The organism is Flavobacterium granuli (genome assembly GCF_031456055.1).
In the GTDB taxonomy this organism is placed as follows: Bacteria; Bacteroidota; Bacteroidia; order Flavobacteriales; family Flavobacteriaceae; genus Flavobacterium; species Flavobacterium granuli_A.
On the sequence record NZ_JAVDTX010000005.1, the window covers coordinates 218738 to 236640 of the forward strand.

Annotated in this window: 19 protein-coding genes; 9 read left to right on the forward strand and 10 right to left on the reverse strand. The window is 34.4% G+C overall.

Annotated features, from left to right (window positions below; translation table 11 throughout):
• Nucleotides 1-81: 81 nt before the first annotated feature.
• Nucleotides 82-1314, reverse strand: a complete 1233-nt coding sequence (locus J2W95_RS11850; protein ID WP_310007227.1) for a PQQ-dependent sugar dehydrogenase — start codon at nucleotides 1312-1314, stop codon at nucleotides 82-84.
• 396 nt (nucleotides 1315-1710) lie between these two features.
• On the opposite strand from J2W95_RS11850, the gene J2W95_RS11855 reads away from it, so the two are divergent.
• The 4 genes from J2W95_RS11855 to J2W95_RS11870 all read left to right on the forward strand — a co-directional run bounded on the left by J2W95_RS11855 (nucleotide 1711) and on the right by J2W95_RS11870 (nucleotide 4399).
• Entirely contained in the window at nucleotides 1711-2244 is a 534-nt protein-coding gene (locus J2W95_RS11855) for an HD domain-containing protein (RefSeq protein WP_310007229.1), read from the forward strand.
• A 102-nt stretch (nucleotides 2245-2346) separates the two neighbouring features.
• On the forward strand, nucleotides 2347-3285 hold the full coding sequence (locus tag J2W95_RS11860; RefSeq protein ID WP_310007231.1) for a ring-cleaving dioxygenase: 939 nt from the start codon (nucleotides 2347-2349) through the stop codon (nucleotides 3283-3285).
• A gap of 8 nt (nucleotides 3286-3293) precedes the next feature.
• The gene (locus J2W95_RS11865) at nucleotides 3294-3917 is read left to right on the forward strand and encodes an alpha/beta hydrolase (RefSeq protein ID WP_310007233.1); all 624 of its coding nucleotides are present in this window, start codon (nucleotides 3294-3296) and stop codon (nucleotides 3915-3917) included.
• 122 nt (nucleotides 3918-4039) lie between these two features.
• Nucleotides 4040-4399: a cupin domain-containing protein gene (locus J2W95_RS11870; protein ID WP_310007235.1), complete on the forward strand. Its 360-nt coding sequence runs from the start codon at nucleotides 4040-4042 to the stop codon at nucleotides 4397-4399.
• A gap of 14 nt (nucleotides 4400-4413) precedes the next feature.
• On the opposite strand, the gene J2W95_RS11875 is transcribed toward J2W95_RS11870, so the two are convergent.
• The gene (locus J2W95_RS11875; RefSeq protein ID WP_310007237.1) at nucleotides 4414-6363 is read right to left on the reverse strand and encodes a sigma 54-interacting transcriptional regulator; all 1950 of its coding nucleotides are present in this window, start codon (nucleotides 6361-6363) and stop codon (nucleotides 4414-4416) included.
• A gap of 247 nt (nucleotides 6364-6610) precedes the next feature.
• Between J2W95_RS11875 and J2W95_RS11880 the strand changes: the two genes are divergently transcribed.
• The 5 genes from J2W95_RS11880 to J2W95_RS11900 all read left to right on the forward strand — a co-directional run bounded on the left by J2W95_RS11880 (nucleotide 6611) and on the right by J2W95_RS11900 (nucleotide 11716).
• Nucleotides 6611-9067, forward strand: a complete 2457-nt coding sequence (locus tag J2W95_RS11880; protein ID WP_310007239.1) for a histidine kinase dimerization/phosphoacceptor domain -containing protein — start codon at nucleotides 6611-6613, stop codon at nucleotides 9065-9067.
• 73 nt (nucleotides 9068-9140) lie between these two features.
• Nucleotides 9141-9476, forward strand: coding sequence for a hypothetical protein (locus J2W95_RS11885; RefSeq protein WP_310007241.1), 336 nt, complete (start codon nucleotides 9141-9143; stop codon nucleotides 9474-9476).
• Nucleotides 9477-9501: 25 nt separating this feature from the next.
• The gene (locus tag J2W95_RS11890) at nucleotides 9502-10080 is read left to right on the forward strand and encodes a Crp/Fnr family transcriptional regulator (protein ID WP_310007243.1); all 579 of its coding nucleotides are present in this window, start codon (nucleotides 9502-9504) and stop codon (nucleotides 10078-10080) included.
• A gap of 335 nt (nucleotides 10081-10415) precedes the next feature.
• Complete coding sequence (locus tag J2W95_RS11895; protein ID WP_310007665.1) at nucleotides 10416-11135, forward strand: pirin family protein; 720 nt, start codon at nucleotides 10416-10418, stop codon at nucleotides 11133-11135.
• A gap of 47 nt (nucleotides 11136-11182) precedes the next feature.
• The gene (locus J2W95_RS11900; protein ID WP_310007245.1) at nucleotides 11183-11716 is read left to right on the forward strand and encodes a YceI family protein; all 534 of its coding nucleotides are present in this window, start codon (nucleotides 11183-11185) and stop codon (nucleotides 11714-11716) included.
• Between the two features lie 261 nt (nucleotides 11717-11977).
• On the opposite strand, the gene J2W95_RS11905 is transcribed toward J2W95_RS11900, so the two are convergent.
• The 8 genes from J2W95_RS11905 to J2W95_RS11940 all read right to left on the reverse strand — a co-directional run bounded on the left by J2W95_RS11905 (nucleotide 11978) and on the right by J2W95_RS11940 (nucleotide 17853).
• A complete protein-coding gene (locus J2W95_RS11905; RefSeq protein ID WP_310007247.1) occupies nucleotides 11978-12568 on the reverse strand; it encodes a protoglobin domain-containing protein in 591 nt (196 codons plus the stop codon).
• Nucleotides 12569-12631: 63 nt separating this feature from the next.
• On the reverse strand, nucleotides 12632-13537 hold the full coding sequence (locus J2W95_RS11910) for a phospholipase A (RefSeq protein WP_310007249.1): 906 nt from the start codon (nucleotides 13535-13537) through the stop codon (nucleotides 12632-12634).
• A 123-nt stretch (nucleotides 13538-13660) separates the two neighbouring features.
• Nucleotides 13661-14341 (reverse strand): metal-dependent hydrolase, encoded by a 681-nt coding sequence (locus J2W95_RS11915; protein ID WP_310007251.1) that lies wholly within the window; start codon nucleotides 14339-14341, stop codon nucleotides 13661-13663.
• Between the two features lie 60 nt (nucleotides 14342-14401).
• Nucleotides 14402-14932 carry a hypothetical protein gene (locus J2W95_RS11920; RefSeq protein WP_310007253.1) on the reverse strand — a complete coding sequence of 177 codons (531 nt, stop codon included), beginning with the start codon at nucleotides 14930-14932 and terminating at the stop codon, nucleotides 14402-14404.
• Nucleotides 14933-14936: 4 nt separating this feature from the next.
• A complete protein-coding gene (locus tag J2W95_RS11925) occupies nucleotides 14937-15554 on the reverse strand; it encodes a cysteine hydrolase family protein (RefSeq protein ID WP_310007255.1) in 618 nt (205 codons plus the stop codon).
• 162 nt (nucleotides 15555-15716) lie between these two features.
• Entirely contained in the window at nucleotides 15717-16538 is an 822-nt protein-coding gene (locus tag J2W95_RS11930; RefSeq protein WP_310007257.1) for an alpha/beta fold hydrolase, read from the reverse strand.
• A gap of 41 nt (nucleotides 16539-16579) precedes the next feature.
• Nucleotides 16580-17053 carry a Dps family protein gene (locus J2W95_RS11935; protein ID WP_310007259.1) on the reverse strand — a complete coding sequence of 158 codons (474 nt, stop codon included), beginning with the start codon at nucleotides 17051-17053 and terminating at the stop codon, nucleotides 16580-16582.
• 29 nt (nucleotides 17054-17082) lie between these two features.
• On the reverse strand, nucleotides 17083-17853 hold the full coding sequence (locus J2W95_RS11940) for an alpha/beta hydrolase (RefSeq protein ID WP_310007261.1): 771 nt from the start codon (nucleotides 17851-17853) through the stop codon (nucleotides 17083-17085).
• Between the last annotated feature and the right edge of the window lie 50 nt (nucleotides 17854-17903).

Consider the following 17903-nt stretch of genomic DNA (forward strand, 5'->3'; position numbering starts at 1 on the left):
TTTGCAACGTGAGTAAACTAAAACAAGAAATTTACAGTAACCGAATATAGCTATCGAAAGAATAAAGCTAATGTATTAATCTTATTTTCTGCTGATGCGATACAGTCTGCCGCCATCAGTAATTGCATACAAGGCATTATCCACTCCTTGGGTAATATCCCTGAAACGTTGATTTTCGCTGGAAAGCAATCTTTCTTCACCAACAACACGGTTGTTTTCAATTACCAATCTCAAAATATGCATGCCACTTAAAGTGCCTATAAACAAATTGTTTTGCCATTCAGGAATTTGATTGCCTTTATAGAATGTCATCCCACTTGGAGATACAACAGGATCCCAATAATACACTGGTTGCTCCATTCCGTTTTGCTGCTGAATGTCACTTACAGCTTCTCCGCTATATTCAATACCATAAGTAATAGTTGGCCAGCCATAATTGGCACCTGGCTGAACCCGGTTGATTTCATCACCTCCGCGAGGTCCATGTTCGCTTTGCCATAAATCACCTGTTGTTGGATGCAAAGCCAAACCTTGAGGATTTCTGTGTCCAATACTATATAATTCTGGCAATGCACCTGTACCTGTAAATGCTGGATTACCTGTTGCCGGTAAACCACCTGTAGTGATTCTTACTATTTTACCGATAGCTGCCGTTACCGATTGGGCAAATGGTCGTGTAGATTCATCTGACCGTTCGCCTGTACTTACTAATAAATTTCCTGAAGAGTCAAAAAGTATGCGTCCTCCATAATGCAAAGTACTATTGGCTGCAGGATTAGCTCTGTAAATTACAATTGCATTTTCTATACTTGTCTCGTTATCAGAAAGCCTTCCTTTAGCAACTGCCGTTAAAGTGCCTCCAGTTACATTTTCAGAGAAAACCCAATACACCATCCGGTTAGATAAAAATTGAGGATCAATGCATAAGCCCAACAAACCTCCTTGTCCATCTGAATTGACAGAAGGAATACCCGTAATGGGTTTTCTTGTGGCACCTGTATTGGTAACAATGCGCATATTTCCTTCTTTTTCTGTTATCAGTAAACGCCCATCAGGAAGATTGGTAATTCCCCAAGGTCTCGATAAAGCATCCGTTATAACAGTTGCCTTATATGGAGTGACCGTTTTTACACCATTGATACGGGTTTGTCCTGCAAATGCAGGTTTGTATTTAGCATTAGGTTGATTAGTTTCTACCGGGTTACCTGCAACAGAAGGATTGGGATCATTATTACCGTTTGAATTATTCTTGGAACAGCAAGACAACACTGTTACCCCACTGAATAAAATAATTAAAAGTCTTTTCGTTATCATACTATTGAATTTTTAAATGAATCGCCCTGAAATAGGTTGACAAGTTTTACAATAAAGCTCTTTATCAATCAGATTTTCTTGATTTTTTTTCACCTATAAAGTTAGGCTTTTTCATGTCAACACTAAGTTTGCATCTTATATTTTTTCCAGTCTACACATTGATAACCAATACAGTAATAAATTCCCCGATTATAGTTCTATATATAAATCTAATTTCAAGAATTACAATCAACAACTTCTCATATACTATATTTCGTAAATGGAGTTTGAAGATTTACCATATATCGCAAATTATGTTTTTCAAAAATTTCAAAAACCCATATAAACTTAGAAATTACAAATTGGCACGCTATTCGCCTTTGAATAATATAGTAGAGAAGTGTAAATCTTTTTCACATGGTACCAATTATCACAAACGATACGATTGACAGCATACTAAATACCTATCGATCCGAATTGGGGGAAAACTATGCCCCTTACAGAAATCATGTTTATAGAGTCTATAATTTTGCACTAACACAACTGGGACCATATGAAGAATTGGAAAAACTATCCATAGCAACCGCTTTTCACGACATTGGCATTTGGACTCATAAAACATTCAACTATTTAGAACCCTCTGCTGAGTTAGCAAGAAAATATTGCAGAAAACAAAATATAAGTTATTCTGATACAAATGAAGTTGAAATGATGATAAACAACCATCACAAATTAAGTACTGTTGAATCATCCACATTAGCAGAAATTTTCAGGGAGGCCGATTTAATTGACCTCACTTTGGGTTTAGTGCCTAAAGGCCGAAAAAAAGAAGATATCAGATTAATCAGGAACCTGTTTCCTAACAAAGGGTTTCATCTGTTTCTTATAAAATTGTTTATTAAAAATCTAATAACCCATCCAGCCCACCCATTTCCAATTTTTAAATCATGAATTACTTTGAAGTGATTTGTAGCATTCATTTCTTGTTCTAGTTCAATGACTTGGCTTTTTAAACGACATAAATTTGCTATATAAATATTTAAAACTTATATCATGGAAAATAAAATTTTAGGCATTCATCATATCACAGCAATCGCAGGGGATGCCCAACGCAATTTCAATTTTTATTCAAAAATTTTAGGATTACGATTTATAAAAAAAACAGTGAATTTTGACGATCCTGGAACTTATCATTTTTATTTTGGAGATGAAGTTGGAAGCGCCGGAACCATATTAACTTTTTTTCCTTGGGGTGAAGGAATACAACAAGGAAGAAAAGGATCTGGAATGGCTACAGAAATTGGTTATTCTGTACCAAAAGGAAGTTTGGATTTCTGGGTAAACCGTTTGGATCAAAACAATGTAATTTACAACAAACCTTCAGAAAAATTTGGAGAGAGATATGTTTCCTTTTTGGATCCAGACGGATTGAAACTGGAACTGATAGAATCCAAAACAGAGGACAATCGAAAACCTTGGGAAACTGATGAAATAAAATCAGAAAACGCTCTAAAAGGCTTTCATAACATTACTTTAACTCTTACAGATATCAAAGCTACAGCAGCAATTTTGACCAATGTATTTGGATACGAATTAATCGACCAAAATGTGAATCGTTATCGTTATGCTACTACAGCTGTTGAAAATGCTGCCATAGTAGATTTAGTAGAATTACCAGAAGAAAAGAAAGGTCATGTAGCCAACGGTTCCGTACATCACGTGGCTTTCCGCGTAAAAAATGATGAAATTCTAATGCACTTTCGTGAAAAAATTGAGGCATTGGGAATAGGAATTACACCTCAAATTGACCGACAATATTTTCATTCACTTTACTTCAGAGAACCAGGAGGTGTTCTTTTTGAAATAGCCACAGATAATCCTGGATTTACAATCGATGAAACTCTGGAAGATTTAGGAAAAGGTTTAAAATTGCCTCCTCAATACGAAAGCCGCAGAGGAGAAATAGAAAACCATTTAGCAAAAATTAATTAATTTACATTATGGATTTTCAACCCTTGCACTATATTTTTAAAGGCACAGGAAATACAAGCGCAAAAACACTTTTGCTCTTGCATGGAACTGGCGGAGATGAAAATGATTTAGTACCATTGGCAAAAAACTTTGGTAATGACATCAATATTTTGAGCCTTCGCGGAAACGTAAATGAAAACGGAATGCCACGATTTTTCAGAAGACTGGGAATGGGCATTTTTGATGAAAAAGATTTAGAATTTAGAACCCATGAAATGGTTCATTTCCTAAAAGAAATTGCTAAAAAAGAAGGTTTTGACAGTACAAAAATAATTGCTTTGGGCTATTCAAACGGGGCAAATATTGCTGGTGCCACTATATTTCTTCATCCTGATTTTTTGGCCGGAGCAATATTATACCGCCCGATGCAACCTTTCAAAAACATTTTGGATGGCAAAAGTAATAGCCATACACCCTTGTTTTTTTCTTCAGGAAAAAATGACCCAACCGTAAATATTGAAGACACCAATAAATATCTCAAAACATTAAACGACAACAACTTGGATGTTACTTTTTATGAAATAAATACGGGACATAATTTAACTCAAGAAGATTTAAAACTGTCTGTTGATTGGTTCAAAAAGAACTTTTAAAAGTTTTGAAAGTTAACCGAAAAGTTCGCAAAGCTTTGCGTGTATAGCGCTTACTCTTGCGAACTTTGCGGTTAAAAAAAACTCTCAAAATCATAAATAATAAATCCAAACAATTCGATAAGATGGAATACTATGCAATAACACGAATATTTTCTGATGATGCTGGAGAAAGCCATTTTGAAGATATTAAAATTCCACTTAAAGAAAGTGGCGAAATTGGGTTTCTTTCCGAAATACAAGGGGTTTCAGGAATCATTTTCAGGAAAGTAAAACCACAGTATGACTATGATTTTCATCACGCTCCAGCTCGGCAATACATCATTTTGCAGGATGGCGCTATTGAAATTGAAACCTCTTTGGGTGAAAAAAGAACTTTTGAAGCCGGAAATGTTTTGCTAGTGGAAGATACTTTTGGAAAAGGACACCGTACCCGAAACTTGAAAGAGGCCGTTAGGTCTTCAATTTTTGTCACTCTGAACTAACACGATGATTTTCTTTACGAAAAATGGCTGTGTTTTATACCCAGTTTTTTAATTTTAGAATTGAGTGTTGAAGATGGAATATTTAAAATTTCGGCAGCTCCGCCTAGACCCGAAACTTTTCCCTTGCATCTTTTTAGGATATAAATAATATAATCACGCTCATTGTCATGAATGGTTTTGATTGAGAACTCCTGTTGTTTTTCCTCGTCATGTTTTTTTGCAAAAGGAAGCTGTATTTCTTTAATTGTATTTCCATCGCTCATCAAAATACTGCGTTCAATGACATGTTCCAATTCCCGAATATTCCCAGGCCACTCATACGAGAGTAATTGCTGAAGCACATTTTCCTGGAGCAAAGGTGCTTTCAACCCCGTTTTTTCGCTGAATAAAGTAATAAAATGAGCTGCTAAAATAGGAATATCCTCCGCTCTTTCTCTCAAGGTAGGCACGAGTATTGGAAAAACATAAAGCCTGTAATATAGATCTAAACGGAATCGTCCCGCTGCTACTTCTTCCTCCAAATTCCGATTTGTTGCGGCAATAATCCGAACATCAATTTTTATTGGTGAACGACCTCCTACCCTTTCAATTTCTTTTTCTTGCAACACTCTCAATAATTTCACTTGAAGATCTATGGGCATTTCCCCTATTTCATCCAGAAAAATAGTACCTCCGTCAGCCATTTCAAATTTTCCTATGCGTTTGTCCGCAGCTCCGGTAAAAGCTCCTTTTTCATGGCCAAAAAACAAGGATTCTGCTAAATTATCTGGGATAGCCCCGCAATTGATAATAATCAGTGGTTTATCTTTTCTATTGGAAAGATTGTGAATGCTTTGCGCCACTTTTTCTTTTCCGGTTCCGCTTTCTCCCAACACTAATACTGAGGTTTCAAAAGGAGCCACTTTCTTTATAGCATCAAAAACGGTTATCATTTTTTTGCTGTTTCCTATCATGGATTCAAAGCCTTGGCGGGAATTTCTTGAAATGTTCAAAATTACTTTTTCCTTACCATTTAGTTTTTTTTCCGTAATATACATTTCACTGACAAACTTGGTCAATACGTTTTGGAGATTCGTTAACAAACTTAAATGCTCTTCTAAATACATTTCAAAATGTCTACTGTAGAATGAAAAATTAAAAGTCCTGCCATCAATAATCAAAGGAATCACGATAAAAGATTTGATTCCAAAAGTATCCAACACCAATCTCTTAACTGGGAAATCCTGACTCACTTTTGCAAAATCCGCATCCTGATATATTCGAGGACTTTCCAATTTTAAAGATTTGGAATATAGATCGATTAACTCTTCTTTTTTGAAATTTGTTATTTTAGAAAATTTATCAATGTTAATTATTTCGTAAACATCAAAATTTCTTCTAAACAAGCCAACAGCATTAGAAAACTCATTAATAAAACTAGCTCCCATATAATCAAAGGGAATATAGGTTTGAATCGCTTTTCCCAATTGTAATAAAGCCTGCTCCCATTTTAGGGAAGAAAAGGTAATTTCATTAATATTTTTCTCTAAAATTTCCTCTTGCAGCAATTGTGTTTCAACACCATGTTTATGGCGATAACAGGCAATGTCTAAAGTTATCAATATATCCTGCTCTCGAAATGGCTTAACAATAAATCCATAAGGCTGAGTTTTTTTGGCTTCATCCAATATGCTTTTACTTGAATTTGCCGACAGATATATGAATCCAATATTTTTTTCTTTCAGTATTTTGGCCAAATCAATCCCCGTTTCTTTTCCTTTGAGAAAAATATCAACAAAAACTAAATCTGGGGTTTGTTTTTCAATAAATTCCAATGCTTGGGCAACCGAACGCATTAGTCCCATCACTTCATAATCAGCCTTCTCAAGAATCAATTGCAAATCATGCGCTTCGATAAATTGATCCTCCACTATTAGTATTTTCTTTTTTTGTGTTGGATTTTCGTCATTGGACATTATTCTCATCTGAAATTGGTTTAATAGAATCAATTAATCACTTAAAAATCAAATATATAAACATAAATACTTGATATAAAATTAGTTATTTAAAATCAAACTAAATACACTAAATCCAGAAATAAGTAATAATTATATTATTTTTTTAAGCAATTTAAAAATGAAGCCATTTTACTGATAAAAATTTAAAATAAAAACTTAATTTTATGTATATATTTACTATACAGATAATTACATAATAACTAAAGACTTTTTTATGATAAAATCATTACTTCTTTATTTGTTTTTGAGCATATCCATTGGTAGTTTTTGTCAAGCTCCCCAATTCAAAAGCTATGATATCAAAAAAAAACGTTTGTTAGTCAAAATAACAGGCGTCTACATATACTCCATTAATCAAGGAAATATAGATCTTGACAGCGCTATGGTTATTGCCTGTAATGCAAATAAAGTACCTGTTTCATTATCCTATGACGAGGGGTATAACGATGGAAACTATTTACCTGGAAGTGAAATGGTGGATGACAATAATATAACGGCTGCATCAAAAATACTTGCCAAATCACAAAAGACCGACCGCATCAAGTTATTATTGCAATTAGGGAGCCATTATCTTTTTAAACCAGGAAACAAAAAAGAAGATCTTCAAAATGCATTTCTTTATATAAAACAAGCAGTCAATCTGAGCAATCAACTGAAAATACAAAAATGGATACAGCAGAGCAATATACTCTTAGGCAAGTACTATTTTCAAGCAGGAAATATGGCAGAAAGTCAATCCCTTTTTTCGGCAGTTACAAAAAAATGTCGAGAACTGAATGACAAAAAAGCTTTGGCCGATGCATTGGAAAACCAAGGAACTTTTCTTTTGGACAACAATCCTGATAAAGAAAAAATATTGAACGAGGCAATGCTTTTATACAAAGAAACTGGAAACAAAATAAAGGAAGCAGAAACATTAATGAAACTTGTTTCAGTACATTTCTGGACTGGCAATCTGCCTCTTGCCAAAAAAGAATCCATTCAAGCACATAATTTTCTAAAAAAGATAGGCTTTCCATATACTCATTACAACGCCGCAACCATTGCGTATATTGACTTTGCTCTAAAAGACCAGCAAGAAGCGCTTTATTATGCAATTGATGGAGTAAAAACGATGGAAGCTACACAGGATTTGGTTGTCGCCGATAACTTTTATATGCGGTTAGGAAGTATTTACCATCAAATGGGGAATATTCAAGAGGCAGCGCAATTGTTTAAAAAAAGCATAGAAATTGGACAAAAAAATCTAAACAGCCGAAGCTGGTATAAAAATTTCATTAGCTACATAGGAGCTTTATCCCATTTAGGCAGAGACAAAGAAGCAATTGATTATTTAAAAAAAACAACAGAACAATATCCTCCCGACAATACATTTGACAAATTACTTATTGCTCGTACTGCGGCTATATCCTATAATAAAATAGGTAATGATAAACTTGCCGAAAAAAATTATGTTCTTATTGAAAAATACATACCTCAAATACTTAGTCCGCAAACAGCTTTTGATAGTTATATAATTTACACCGAAATGTCTTTATTTTATGCCAAAATGGGTCAGACAGCTAAAGCAAAATATTGTTTAGATCAAGTATTGTCTATTAAAAGCAAATATAAAATTAAATATAATTTCGACCTTTTAGACCTTACTTTATTTAAAATTGATTCGCTTTCAGGAAAATATTTATCAGCAATTGCACATTATCAAAAATTTAAAAAGAGTAGTGATTCGGTAACAAACTATTCCAAGCGCAAAGAAATTGAAAGACTGCGATTTGAATATGAAACGTCACAAAAAGAGCAAAACATCAAATCATTACAAACACAAGCAAAACTACAACAAAGTAAACTGGATGAATCCAATCTCTTAATCAAATTATCTATCGCTTCAGTGTTGTCATTGCTTATAATCATTGGATTACTGTACAATCTGTATCGAGTGAAACAAAGAAACAATAAAAAGCTGGAGATAAAAGAAAAAGAAATCATCCTGAAAAACACTAATCTGCAGCATCTACTTGATGAAAAAGAATGGCTGATGAAAGAAATCCATCATAGGGTGAAAAACAATCTGCAAACGGTAATTAGTCTACTTAACTCCCAATCTGCTTATGTTGACAATGATATGGCGCTTTCTACCATAAAAAGCAGTCAGCACCGAATTCATTCTATGTCACTGATTCATCAAAAGCTGTACATGTCCGAGAATATTTCAACTATTAATATGCCTGTTTACGTCAAGGAATTGGTTGAATATTTAAAAGATTCTTTTAATCTAAAACAACGCATCCGTTTCGAAATAGAAATAGAACAACTGGAATTAGATGTTGTACAGGCCGTTCCATTGGGATTAATTATAAACGAAGCCGTTACCAACTCTATAAAATATGCATTCCCAAATGATCAAGACGGAATCATTTCCATTACATTAATTGCCACTGATACGAACAAACATTTACTAAGTATTCAAGACAATGGAATTGGAATTCCATCTAAATTTAAAGAGAAAACAAATTCATTTGGGATGAGTTTAATCAAAGGATTAAGTGATGATTTAGAAGGAACTTTTTCCATCGAAAACAATAATGGTACGTTGTTACAATTATCTTTTGAAAAAATTATTTTACACAAGAAAAACAAAAAAAACATAATCAATTCTAAAACAATAGTTTAACAAAACCTTTCTTGTCCTAGATTATGATTCGCTAAATATTTGTGTTTTAAATTTGCATTAAAACTAAGAAATCATGAAAAAACTAGAATTTTTAATACTCGGCAAAAATGAACCCATTCTTGAGATTCTACTTCGTCTTGTGAATGCAGACGAAGATTGGCATGCAGTTGGTTTTAGTGACGAAGAAACTGCTAAAGATTATTTTAAACAAAACCTTCTAGATATTGTTCTATTAAGTTCTGGCATTGAAGCAGAATCTGAAAAAGATATACAATACTTTTTTAAGGCGGAGCAACCCGAAATTGAAATTATAGAACATTACGGTGGTGGAAGCGGATTGCTGAAATGTGAAATTTTGGAAGCTTTGGAACGCCGAAGAAAAAGAAAATTATCTGAAAAACAAGCTTAAGTTTTAATCCTTTAATTCCCCCGATATGTTCGAATCAATCAATACGAATGTTTGCAAAAAAAATGAATTTACATCCGAGGAAATTGAGTATTTCAATACGATATTACAGTATAAAGAAGTACCAAAAAAAACTTTGTTACTACAGGAAGGCGATATTTGTAACTTTGAAGCTTATATTCTAAAAGGCTGCATTCGCAAATATTACATCAATGAAAATGGGTTCGAAGTAATTGTGCAATTTGCAGTAGAAGATTGGTGGATAAGCGATATCGCAAGTTTTCATGAAAAAAAACCAAGCAAATTATTCATAGAAACACTCGAAGATTGCCAACTATTGATCTTGACTCCTGAAACCAAAGAGATGCTTTTGAGTACTGTTCCAAAATTTGAACGCATTTTCAGGTTATTGATACAACGAAACCTTTCGGCAATGCAGAATAGGCTGATTGATACCATTGCCAAATCGGCACAGGAAAAATATCTAGAATTTATAAAACTTTACCCAACAATACCTCAACGCGTAGCACAGCATTACATCGCTTCCTACCTTGGCATTTCAGCAGAATTTTTAAGCAAAGTCCGAACGAAACTCGCCAAGCAGTAAGTTTCATTTCTTGTCCTAGTTCAATGCTTTACAATACTTTCCGATCTAATTTTGTATCGGAATTATTGTAAAGCATTTTTTTATTTAGAAAAATCAAAACAATCATTTCTTGTCCTAGTTCAATGCATAGGAATTGAAACCGACCGAAATTTGTACCATAAAACTAAATACTAACAGCCATGGATAGAAAAGACTTTATTAAGAAAGGAATATTTGGAACAGGAATGTTTGCAGCAACTGCAGCATTTGGAAATATTATGCAAAATGATATTGATGAAATTCAGCCTCTTGAAATATTAGGATTCAATCATTTACCAAATTCTGAGTCACTGCTAATGGAAAACACCATTTTGCATAAAGCTGAGACAAGAGGATTGGCAAATCATGGTTGGTTAGAAAGTCATCAGACGTTTAGTTTTGCTAATTATTATAATCCAGAGCGAATGCATTTTGGCGTCTTAAGAGTTTTAAATGATGATCGCGTGGATGCTAGCAAGGGTTTTGGAACACATCCTCATGACAATATGGAAATTATCAGTATTCCATTAGAAGGCGATTTGGAACACAAAGACAGTATGGGAAATACCACTGTGATCAAAAAAGGTGATATCCAAACGATGAGTGCCGGAACTGGAATTTTCCATAGTGAATTCAATAAAAATGATGATCAGTTGGTGAAATTTTTACAGATCTGGGTGTACCCGAATAAAAAAAATGTAACACCACGATACGACCAAATCACATTAAACACAGAAGAAAGAAAAAACAAATTTCAACAAATTCTTTCTCCAAGTCCAAACGATGAAGGTGTTTGGATTCATCAGGATGCTTGGTTTCATTTAGGAACATTTGATCAAAATATAAGCACTGAATACACTGTAAAAAAACCGAACAACGGAGTTTATATCTTCATCATAAAAGGGTCGGTTACAATAGCAGGACAAAAATTAAATCCCCGTGATGGTTTAGGGGTTTGGGATACCAAAGAAATAACCATTACTTCCACTGAGGATAATACCGAAATATTACTGATGGAAGTACCGATGTCAATGTAATATCACGAATAATAAAAACAAATAATAACAATAAAAAAACAAATAAAATGTCAACAAAAACAACTTGGGCTTTAGACCCATCACATTCAGAAATTGGATTCAAAGTAAAACACATGATGTTTACTAATGTATCCGGAAATTTTACACAATTTGATGCAGCAGTAGAAACAGATTCAGACAGTTTTGACAATGCTAAATTCAGTTTTAAAGGAGTAACAGATTCGATTACTACTGGAAACAAAGATCGCGATGCCCATTTATTGAGCCCTGATTTCTTTGACGCAGCTACTTTTCCTGAAATCACTTTCGCATCAACCGGTTTTTCAAAAATCAATGAAGGAGAATATGAATTAACTGGAGATTTAACACTTCACGGAATTACAAAACCTGTTCAATTGAGCACTGAATTTGGTGGTTTGGCAAAAGATCCTTGGGGAAATACCAAAGCGGGACTTTCCATCACTGGAAAAATCAATCGAAAAGATTGGGGATTAAACTGGAACTCTGCTCTAGAAACTGGAGGAGTTTTAGTTGGTGAAGAAATCAAATTAAATTTTGAATTACAATTCGTTAAACAATAATTTTTTTAGGAGGGGTTAGGGGTTATTTTTGATTGAAAAAGCGCAGTAAGTATCTTAACAAATACGAACGGCGCTTTTTTTTAATCACAAAAACAACCAATTTTTATGTGAAAATCTGATTTCGATTAATACAAAACTTATCTGTAAAATATAAATTTTCCTGCAAGGTATTTTTTGATATCATTTAAGCATTTCTATCATCGTAATCTTATCGACAAGGTTGAAAAAAAAATATTTTTGTCTTTTACTTAAAAGTTTTTTTTAAAATTCCCCTTCTTTCATATAAGGTTGCCCCCAAAGTATTGTTTGCAGAAGTACTGTTTTTAACCAAGCATTGTACATTTTTTCCACATCATCAACATTTGCGCCTTTACTAGCTAAAAATGGTTTTAAAGTTGCTGTGACAGGGATGGTCAATGCAGGAATATATCTGTAATTTACAATAGGTACAGCAGTAGCATTATCAGTTTTATTCTTTTTGATTGTATAGTGTCGTAATCCTATTTCATACTGATAATTTAACCAATCTTGATTGTAATTGGCTTCAGCTGTTTGCAAAATCCACAATTCAAAGCGCGCCCGTACTTTTGCCAAATAATCTCCTTCGGGTTCTCCTGTAGATTTATTTCCAAAAAAATAAACTAGTTGTGGAGTTGAACCTACAAATCCGTACCATACATCCAAAATTGCATTTGTTTGATCCTTTAGGATATCATAACTCATTTGCAAATATTTTATATCGTCATCGTTAAATAGCATTGACTGTTGCAAAAGTTTTAGGTTTTCTAAGCTAAATGGTGATGTAGCGATTTGGCTTGTTCCATAAGTGTAACCTGCTGCTGTTTTTTCCATGATTTTATTTTTTTAGTTGTTTTTTAATTAACTGCTTGTTGAAATTTATTTCAAAAATTGCTTTTATAAAGTTCCCGAAAACACAATCCCAATTCCGCCTATGGTATGAATTTGATTATAGTCAATCATAGCATCTCCATATCCGTGAAAAAATTGACCATACCCTTTTAGGTTTTTATATATCGGGAAAGTCCAATCTAACTCGATGCTACCATGATTATCGTCGCCAAATCGCAAAGAATGCTGTGCCTTCAATGTCAATAAATGTTTCTTTATCCTATAATTAAAGAGAATACTTGCTCTACCCATGTAATCTTCGATATCCGGGTTTTCGCTAGTATCAATTGCATACCATGTCCTAACGATTAAACTCCAATCATTGTTTTCAAAACCAGCATGCAGGATAAATCGATTCCAACTTCTGGTAAATTTGTGTCCTTCCCTCCCATTTGACTGGTGGTTAAATGCAAACCCAAGCATTTTCATCTTCAAAAAATCAAATTTTACTGGATAGTTAAAAATAATTTCTGGTTCATAATTGGTTTCTCGAAAAGGTCTTGAATATTCTGCATTATAAATCTGCCAAAATGATTTTTGGGTATACCCCAGCCACAATGTCCCTCTTCTAAAAATTCTTTGAGCCAATTTGGTTTTGAAACTGAACTGCATTGTAGCTTCTATATTATCCAATTGGATTTCTTCATCGGGATTAAAGTCTTCAGCAGGTGCTTGTTCAAAAGGTACTTCACGTCTATGGCTTGAAAACCGGAACGGCATAATGTAAATAGGCTTATATGCCGTTAATAAGAAGGTCTGACTAGTGCTATCTGTTTCCAATTCCCACATTTTATCTAGCGTCTGATAGGAATCCATTCTCCTGAAAATCGAGGTTGATTGTCCCATTAAAGAAAAAGTTGCAAGCAAAGAAAGAACCAGGATTTGGATTGTTTTTGAGAAATAATTTTTCATGATTTTTTATTTATATACCTTAAATCAATAGTGACAATCTTTTCATAATATATCGCCTTCTGTGCGACAAATGTTCTAGATGTAATTACTAAATCTCTATAATTTATAACTGTGAATTAAAATTCACAGCTCAATTGTGCTTCCTATTTTAGGCAAATAAAGATTAATGCCAGCTTTTTCGAAAGCTTCCTCCGCTTTTTGATGATCTAATACAATAAAACCAAATGTATCATAATGAACACCTAAAACTTTATTTACACCTACCATTTTGGCTGCTTCAATTGCTTCTTCAACACCCATCGTAAGTCCATCCCCTATAGGGAAAACAGCAAAATCGGGTTGAGTCCATTTGAGGATTAATTTCATATCCAAAGTTAGAGCCGTATCTCCGCTATAATAAAAATTTCCATCTTTAGTAGTCAATACAAAACCTGAGGCAATGCCACCATAACTACCATCAAAGAAACTGCTTGAATGCTGTGCCACCACACACTTAACAGTTCCAAAATCAAATTCATATTTTCCACCGGGATTTATAGGATGTGCGTTTTCAATTCCGTTTTTTAGGAGCCAATTGTATATCTCAAAATTCCCCAGTACTTTGGCTCCAGTGTTTTTAGCAATCCTAACAGCATCATTAATATGATCAAAATGTGCATGAGAAATAAAAATATAATCAGCTTTAATTTCGTCAACATTCACATTCTTTGCTAATGTGTTTTCAGTAATGTAAGGGTCAAACAGTATTTGTTTTCCTTTGGCTAATACTGAAAAACACGAATGTCCATAATAAGTTATTTTCATAATGTTATGGCTTTAGAATTAATAATTATGAAGTATCATCAGTTTAATATCTCTTAAAACTTAAACCCAAATTCCCGACAGCGCTTTACTTTCAATATCCTTGGCAAATAGTGGCGTTTCTTCTTGATTATGTGCTGATAAATTTTGCTCCATAATGGCTTTAACAGGATTCAAATCGGTAATGCCGGCGGCTTTTAGTAAGGATGAAAATTCATCTGTCATTAAGACCTTCACTTGGTTTATGAATTCACAACTACTATCGGTACGCTTTTCTACTTTGAGTTCCCAGATTATCCCGAGTTTGGTCTTTCCCGATGGAGAAAAGGAATCGGATATTGAGTTTACCCTACAATGATTTTTCTCTCCAACTTCTTCAATGTAATTTTGTACCAAAAGATTATCAGCAACCTGTTCAACATTTATAGACATACGTTTACCATTAGCAGAAATAGAACTTCCCGCAGCAATATGTGCCTGTGAACAAGCCTGATATTCATGGCTTTTTAAAGTGAATAGCCACTCCTTGAGATCAATCGTTTCTAACGCTGCATTAATGATTGCCGACGCACTACTTTCTGAAATCACTTCCATGATGCTACGATTTTGGAGTACTTATAAATTCCTCTGTTGAGAGCATTGCGTGTCCATAATTTGGAAAAGTAATTTCGGTCGTAACTCTTATTTCTTCCCAATTGAATGCTGCAATACCATCTTTAATCAAAGTCACGTGATAACCCAATTCCACGCCATACCTAGCAGTTGAATCGATACAAGTATTTGCTCTCATTCCAGCAAGAACAATATGGTCAATGCTATGCATTCGAAGAAGAAAGTCTAGATCAGTATTAGCAAATCCGCTTCCAGTCCAATGATTTTGGGCAATAAGATCTCCCAGCTCCGGTTGAAGTTCTGGATGAAACTGTGCACCCCAACTGCCTCTTTCAAATAAAACTACACTCTTGCTCCCTTGATGAGAAGGTGACAGAAATCGCCAGTTTAAATAATCACCTTCGGCTGTGTGATGGTGAGGAGCATAGATAATTTGTATTTTTCGTTCTCTGGCTCCCGCAATCAACTTTTTAAGGTTTTGCACCAAAGAAATGCCTTCAACCGTTTCTTTCGTAAGAGAATATAATTTCCCCCCTTCTGAGAGGAAATCGTTAAACGGGTCAACCAATATCAACGCCGTTTTTGAATAGGTGCTTGCATCCATTTTTGTTTGTTTTTAGATTTTAAATTAGATGCTAAGCCACTAAGTAGCTAAGATTCTGAGTTCATTTTATAAATGATATTGTATTAATTCTTCAATTATTTAAAATTTTCAGCTAAAATCTTAGAGACTTAGTGTCTTAGAATCTAAGTAACTATTCAATAATCATGATTTAATAAAATCCAGAATATCTAAATTAATTCTTTCTGCATCTGTCGTTGGCATACCGTGGCATAAACCTGGATAAGTAATTAACTTTCCATTTTTCAAAAGCTCAGCAGCCTTTAAAGCGGTAGTGGAATATGGAACAATTTGATCGTCCTCGCCATGCAGCACTAGTACAGGTATTTCAACACTTTTTAGGTCTTCGGTAAAATTGGTTTGCGAAAAAGCCTTTATGCAATCATAATGTGCTTTAATACCACCCATCATTCCCTGACGCCACCAATTGTCCTGAATCCCTTTTTTTATATTAGCTCCTTCTCTATTATACCCGTAAAATGGAAAAGTAATGTCATGGTAAAATTGTGATCTGTTATTGGCAGTATTAAAACGAATATCGTCAAACACAGCCAAAGGAACACCGTTTGGATTGTTTTCGTCTACAATCATATAAGGAGTTACCGCACTTATAAGCACCGCTTTTGCTACCCGATTCTTTCCATATTTTGCAACATAGCGAATGGCTTCACCACCCCCGGTTGAATGTCCTATGTGTATAGCATCTTTTAAATCCAAAAAAGCTGTAAGTTCTGCAACATCTGCCGCATAAGTATCCATTTCATTTCCTGTATAAGTTTGGGTAGATCTTCCGTGTCCGCGTCTGTCGTAGGCAATTACTCTGTAACCCTGATCTAAGAAAAACATCATTTGTGCATCCCAATCGTCTGCGGACAATGGCCAACCGTGATGAAAGAAAATAGGCTGTCCCGTTCCCCAATCTTTATAATAAATTTCTGTTCCGTCTTTTACTGTAATTGTGCTCATTTTAGTTTAGTTTAATGGTTATTAATAGTTTAAAATTGAATTTATCTTATATGGGATCGTAAAAACCAAGCCATTTTCTCGTGATCCTGCATCAAACCTGTGATAAAATCACTTGTGCCCAAATCGCCTAAATCGTCGGCAAAAAAGTTTATATTTTCCCTTAAATGAATAATAATGCTTTCGTGGTCAGATAGCAGTTCTGTGATAAAACCGTGGCTATCGTTTTTAGACCGGGTTTCTTCCGATAAATGTGTTAAGCTTAAAAATGTTTTCAATGTTGCCGACGCATAATGTCCCAAAGAGCGAATACGTTCAGCGATACTGTCTATAATATCGTCTAACTCTTCAAACTGTATTTCAAAGAATTTATGCTTGTCATAAAAGTCTATTCCTTCTACATTCCAATGTGCACTTCTTGTTTTTGTGTAAAGCACAAATTCATCAGCCAATATTTTTGACAATTCGGTTACGACAGCTTGTCGGTTACTCTCTGTTATTCCAATGTTTGGTACCATTCTTATTCTTTTAAATTATTGTAAATGCTTTATAGTTTTTCGTACCAATCCAAAATATAGTCAGCCACTGTTTCCCATCCAGCTTCACCGCATATAAAGTGGCTTTTTCCTTGAAAAATCTTCAAATCAACCTTGCTTTTTTTGTCTTTGTATTTGTTTGCTAAAGTTGTTGTAAGAGATGGCGGAAAGATATTATCGCTACCGCCGCCAATAAATAAAATCGGCTCATGTGGTTTCCCAAAATCGATATTAGAAAAAGAGTTTAACACCAATTCACGGCTCACTTTATAGCTTTCGGGCACTGCAAAACTTTCAAAAGCTTTCCCTCTTTCGGATAATGGCGTTGTATTGAAAAAACATTTGTCATACCAATCGCGACTTCCCATAAAATATTTGCTTGAAGAGAAAAATCCAAAAGCCGGCAACACAGCTTTTAATGTTGCAAATGGAGGAAATACATTCTTTGGTGGAGCTCCGTCAATACTTACCACTGCTGCTACCTTACCCAATTCCAATAATTTCATTGCTGCCATTCCCGCCATTGAATGTCCAATAATCAATGGCTTTTCGGGTAACGTTTTAATGAGTTCTACAATGTTTTCAACCACATCAATAAAACCGGTTTCAACAAGATCTGGATGAACTCGGTATCTTAAATCAATGGGATTTCCCTCGTGTCCAGGGTTCGCCGGCGTGTAAACCTTATAGCCCTTTTCTTCATAACGGGTTTTCCACTTTGCCCAACTTAGGTTGTTTACAAAGTTTCCGTGTATGAGAATGATGGATTTTGATTTTGTCATGATATTAAATATTTTAAAGGTTGATAGTAGTTTATAAAGTGCACATCTCT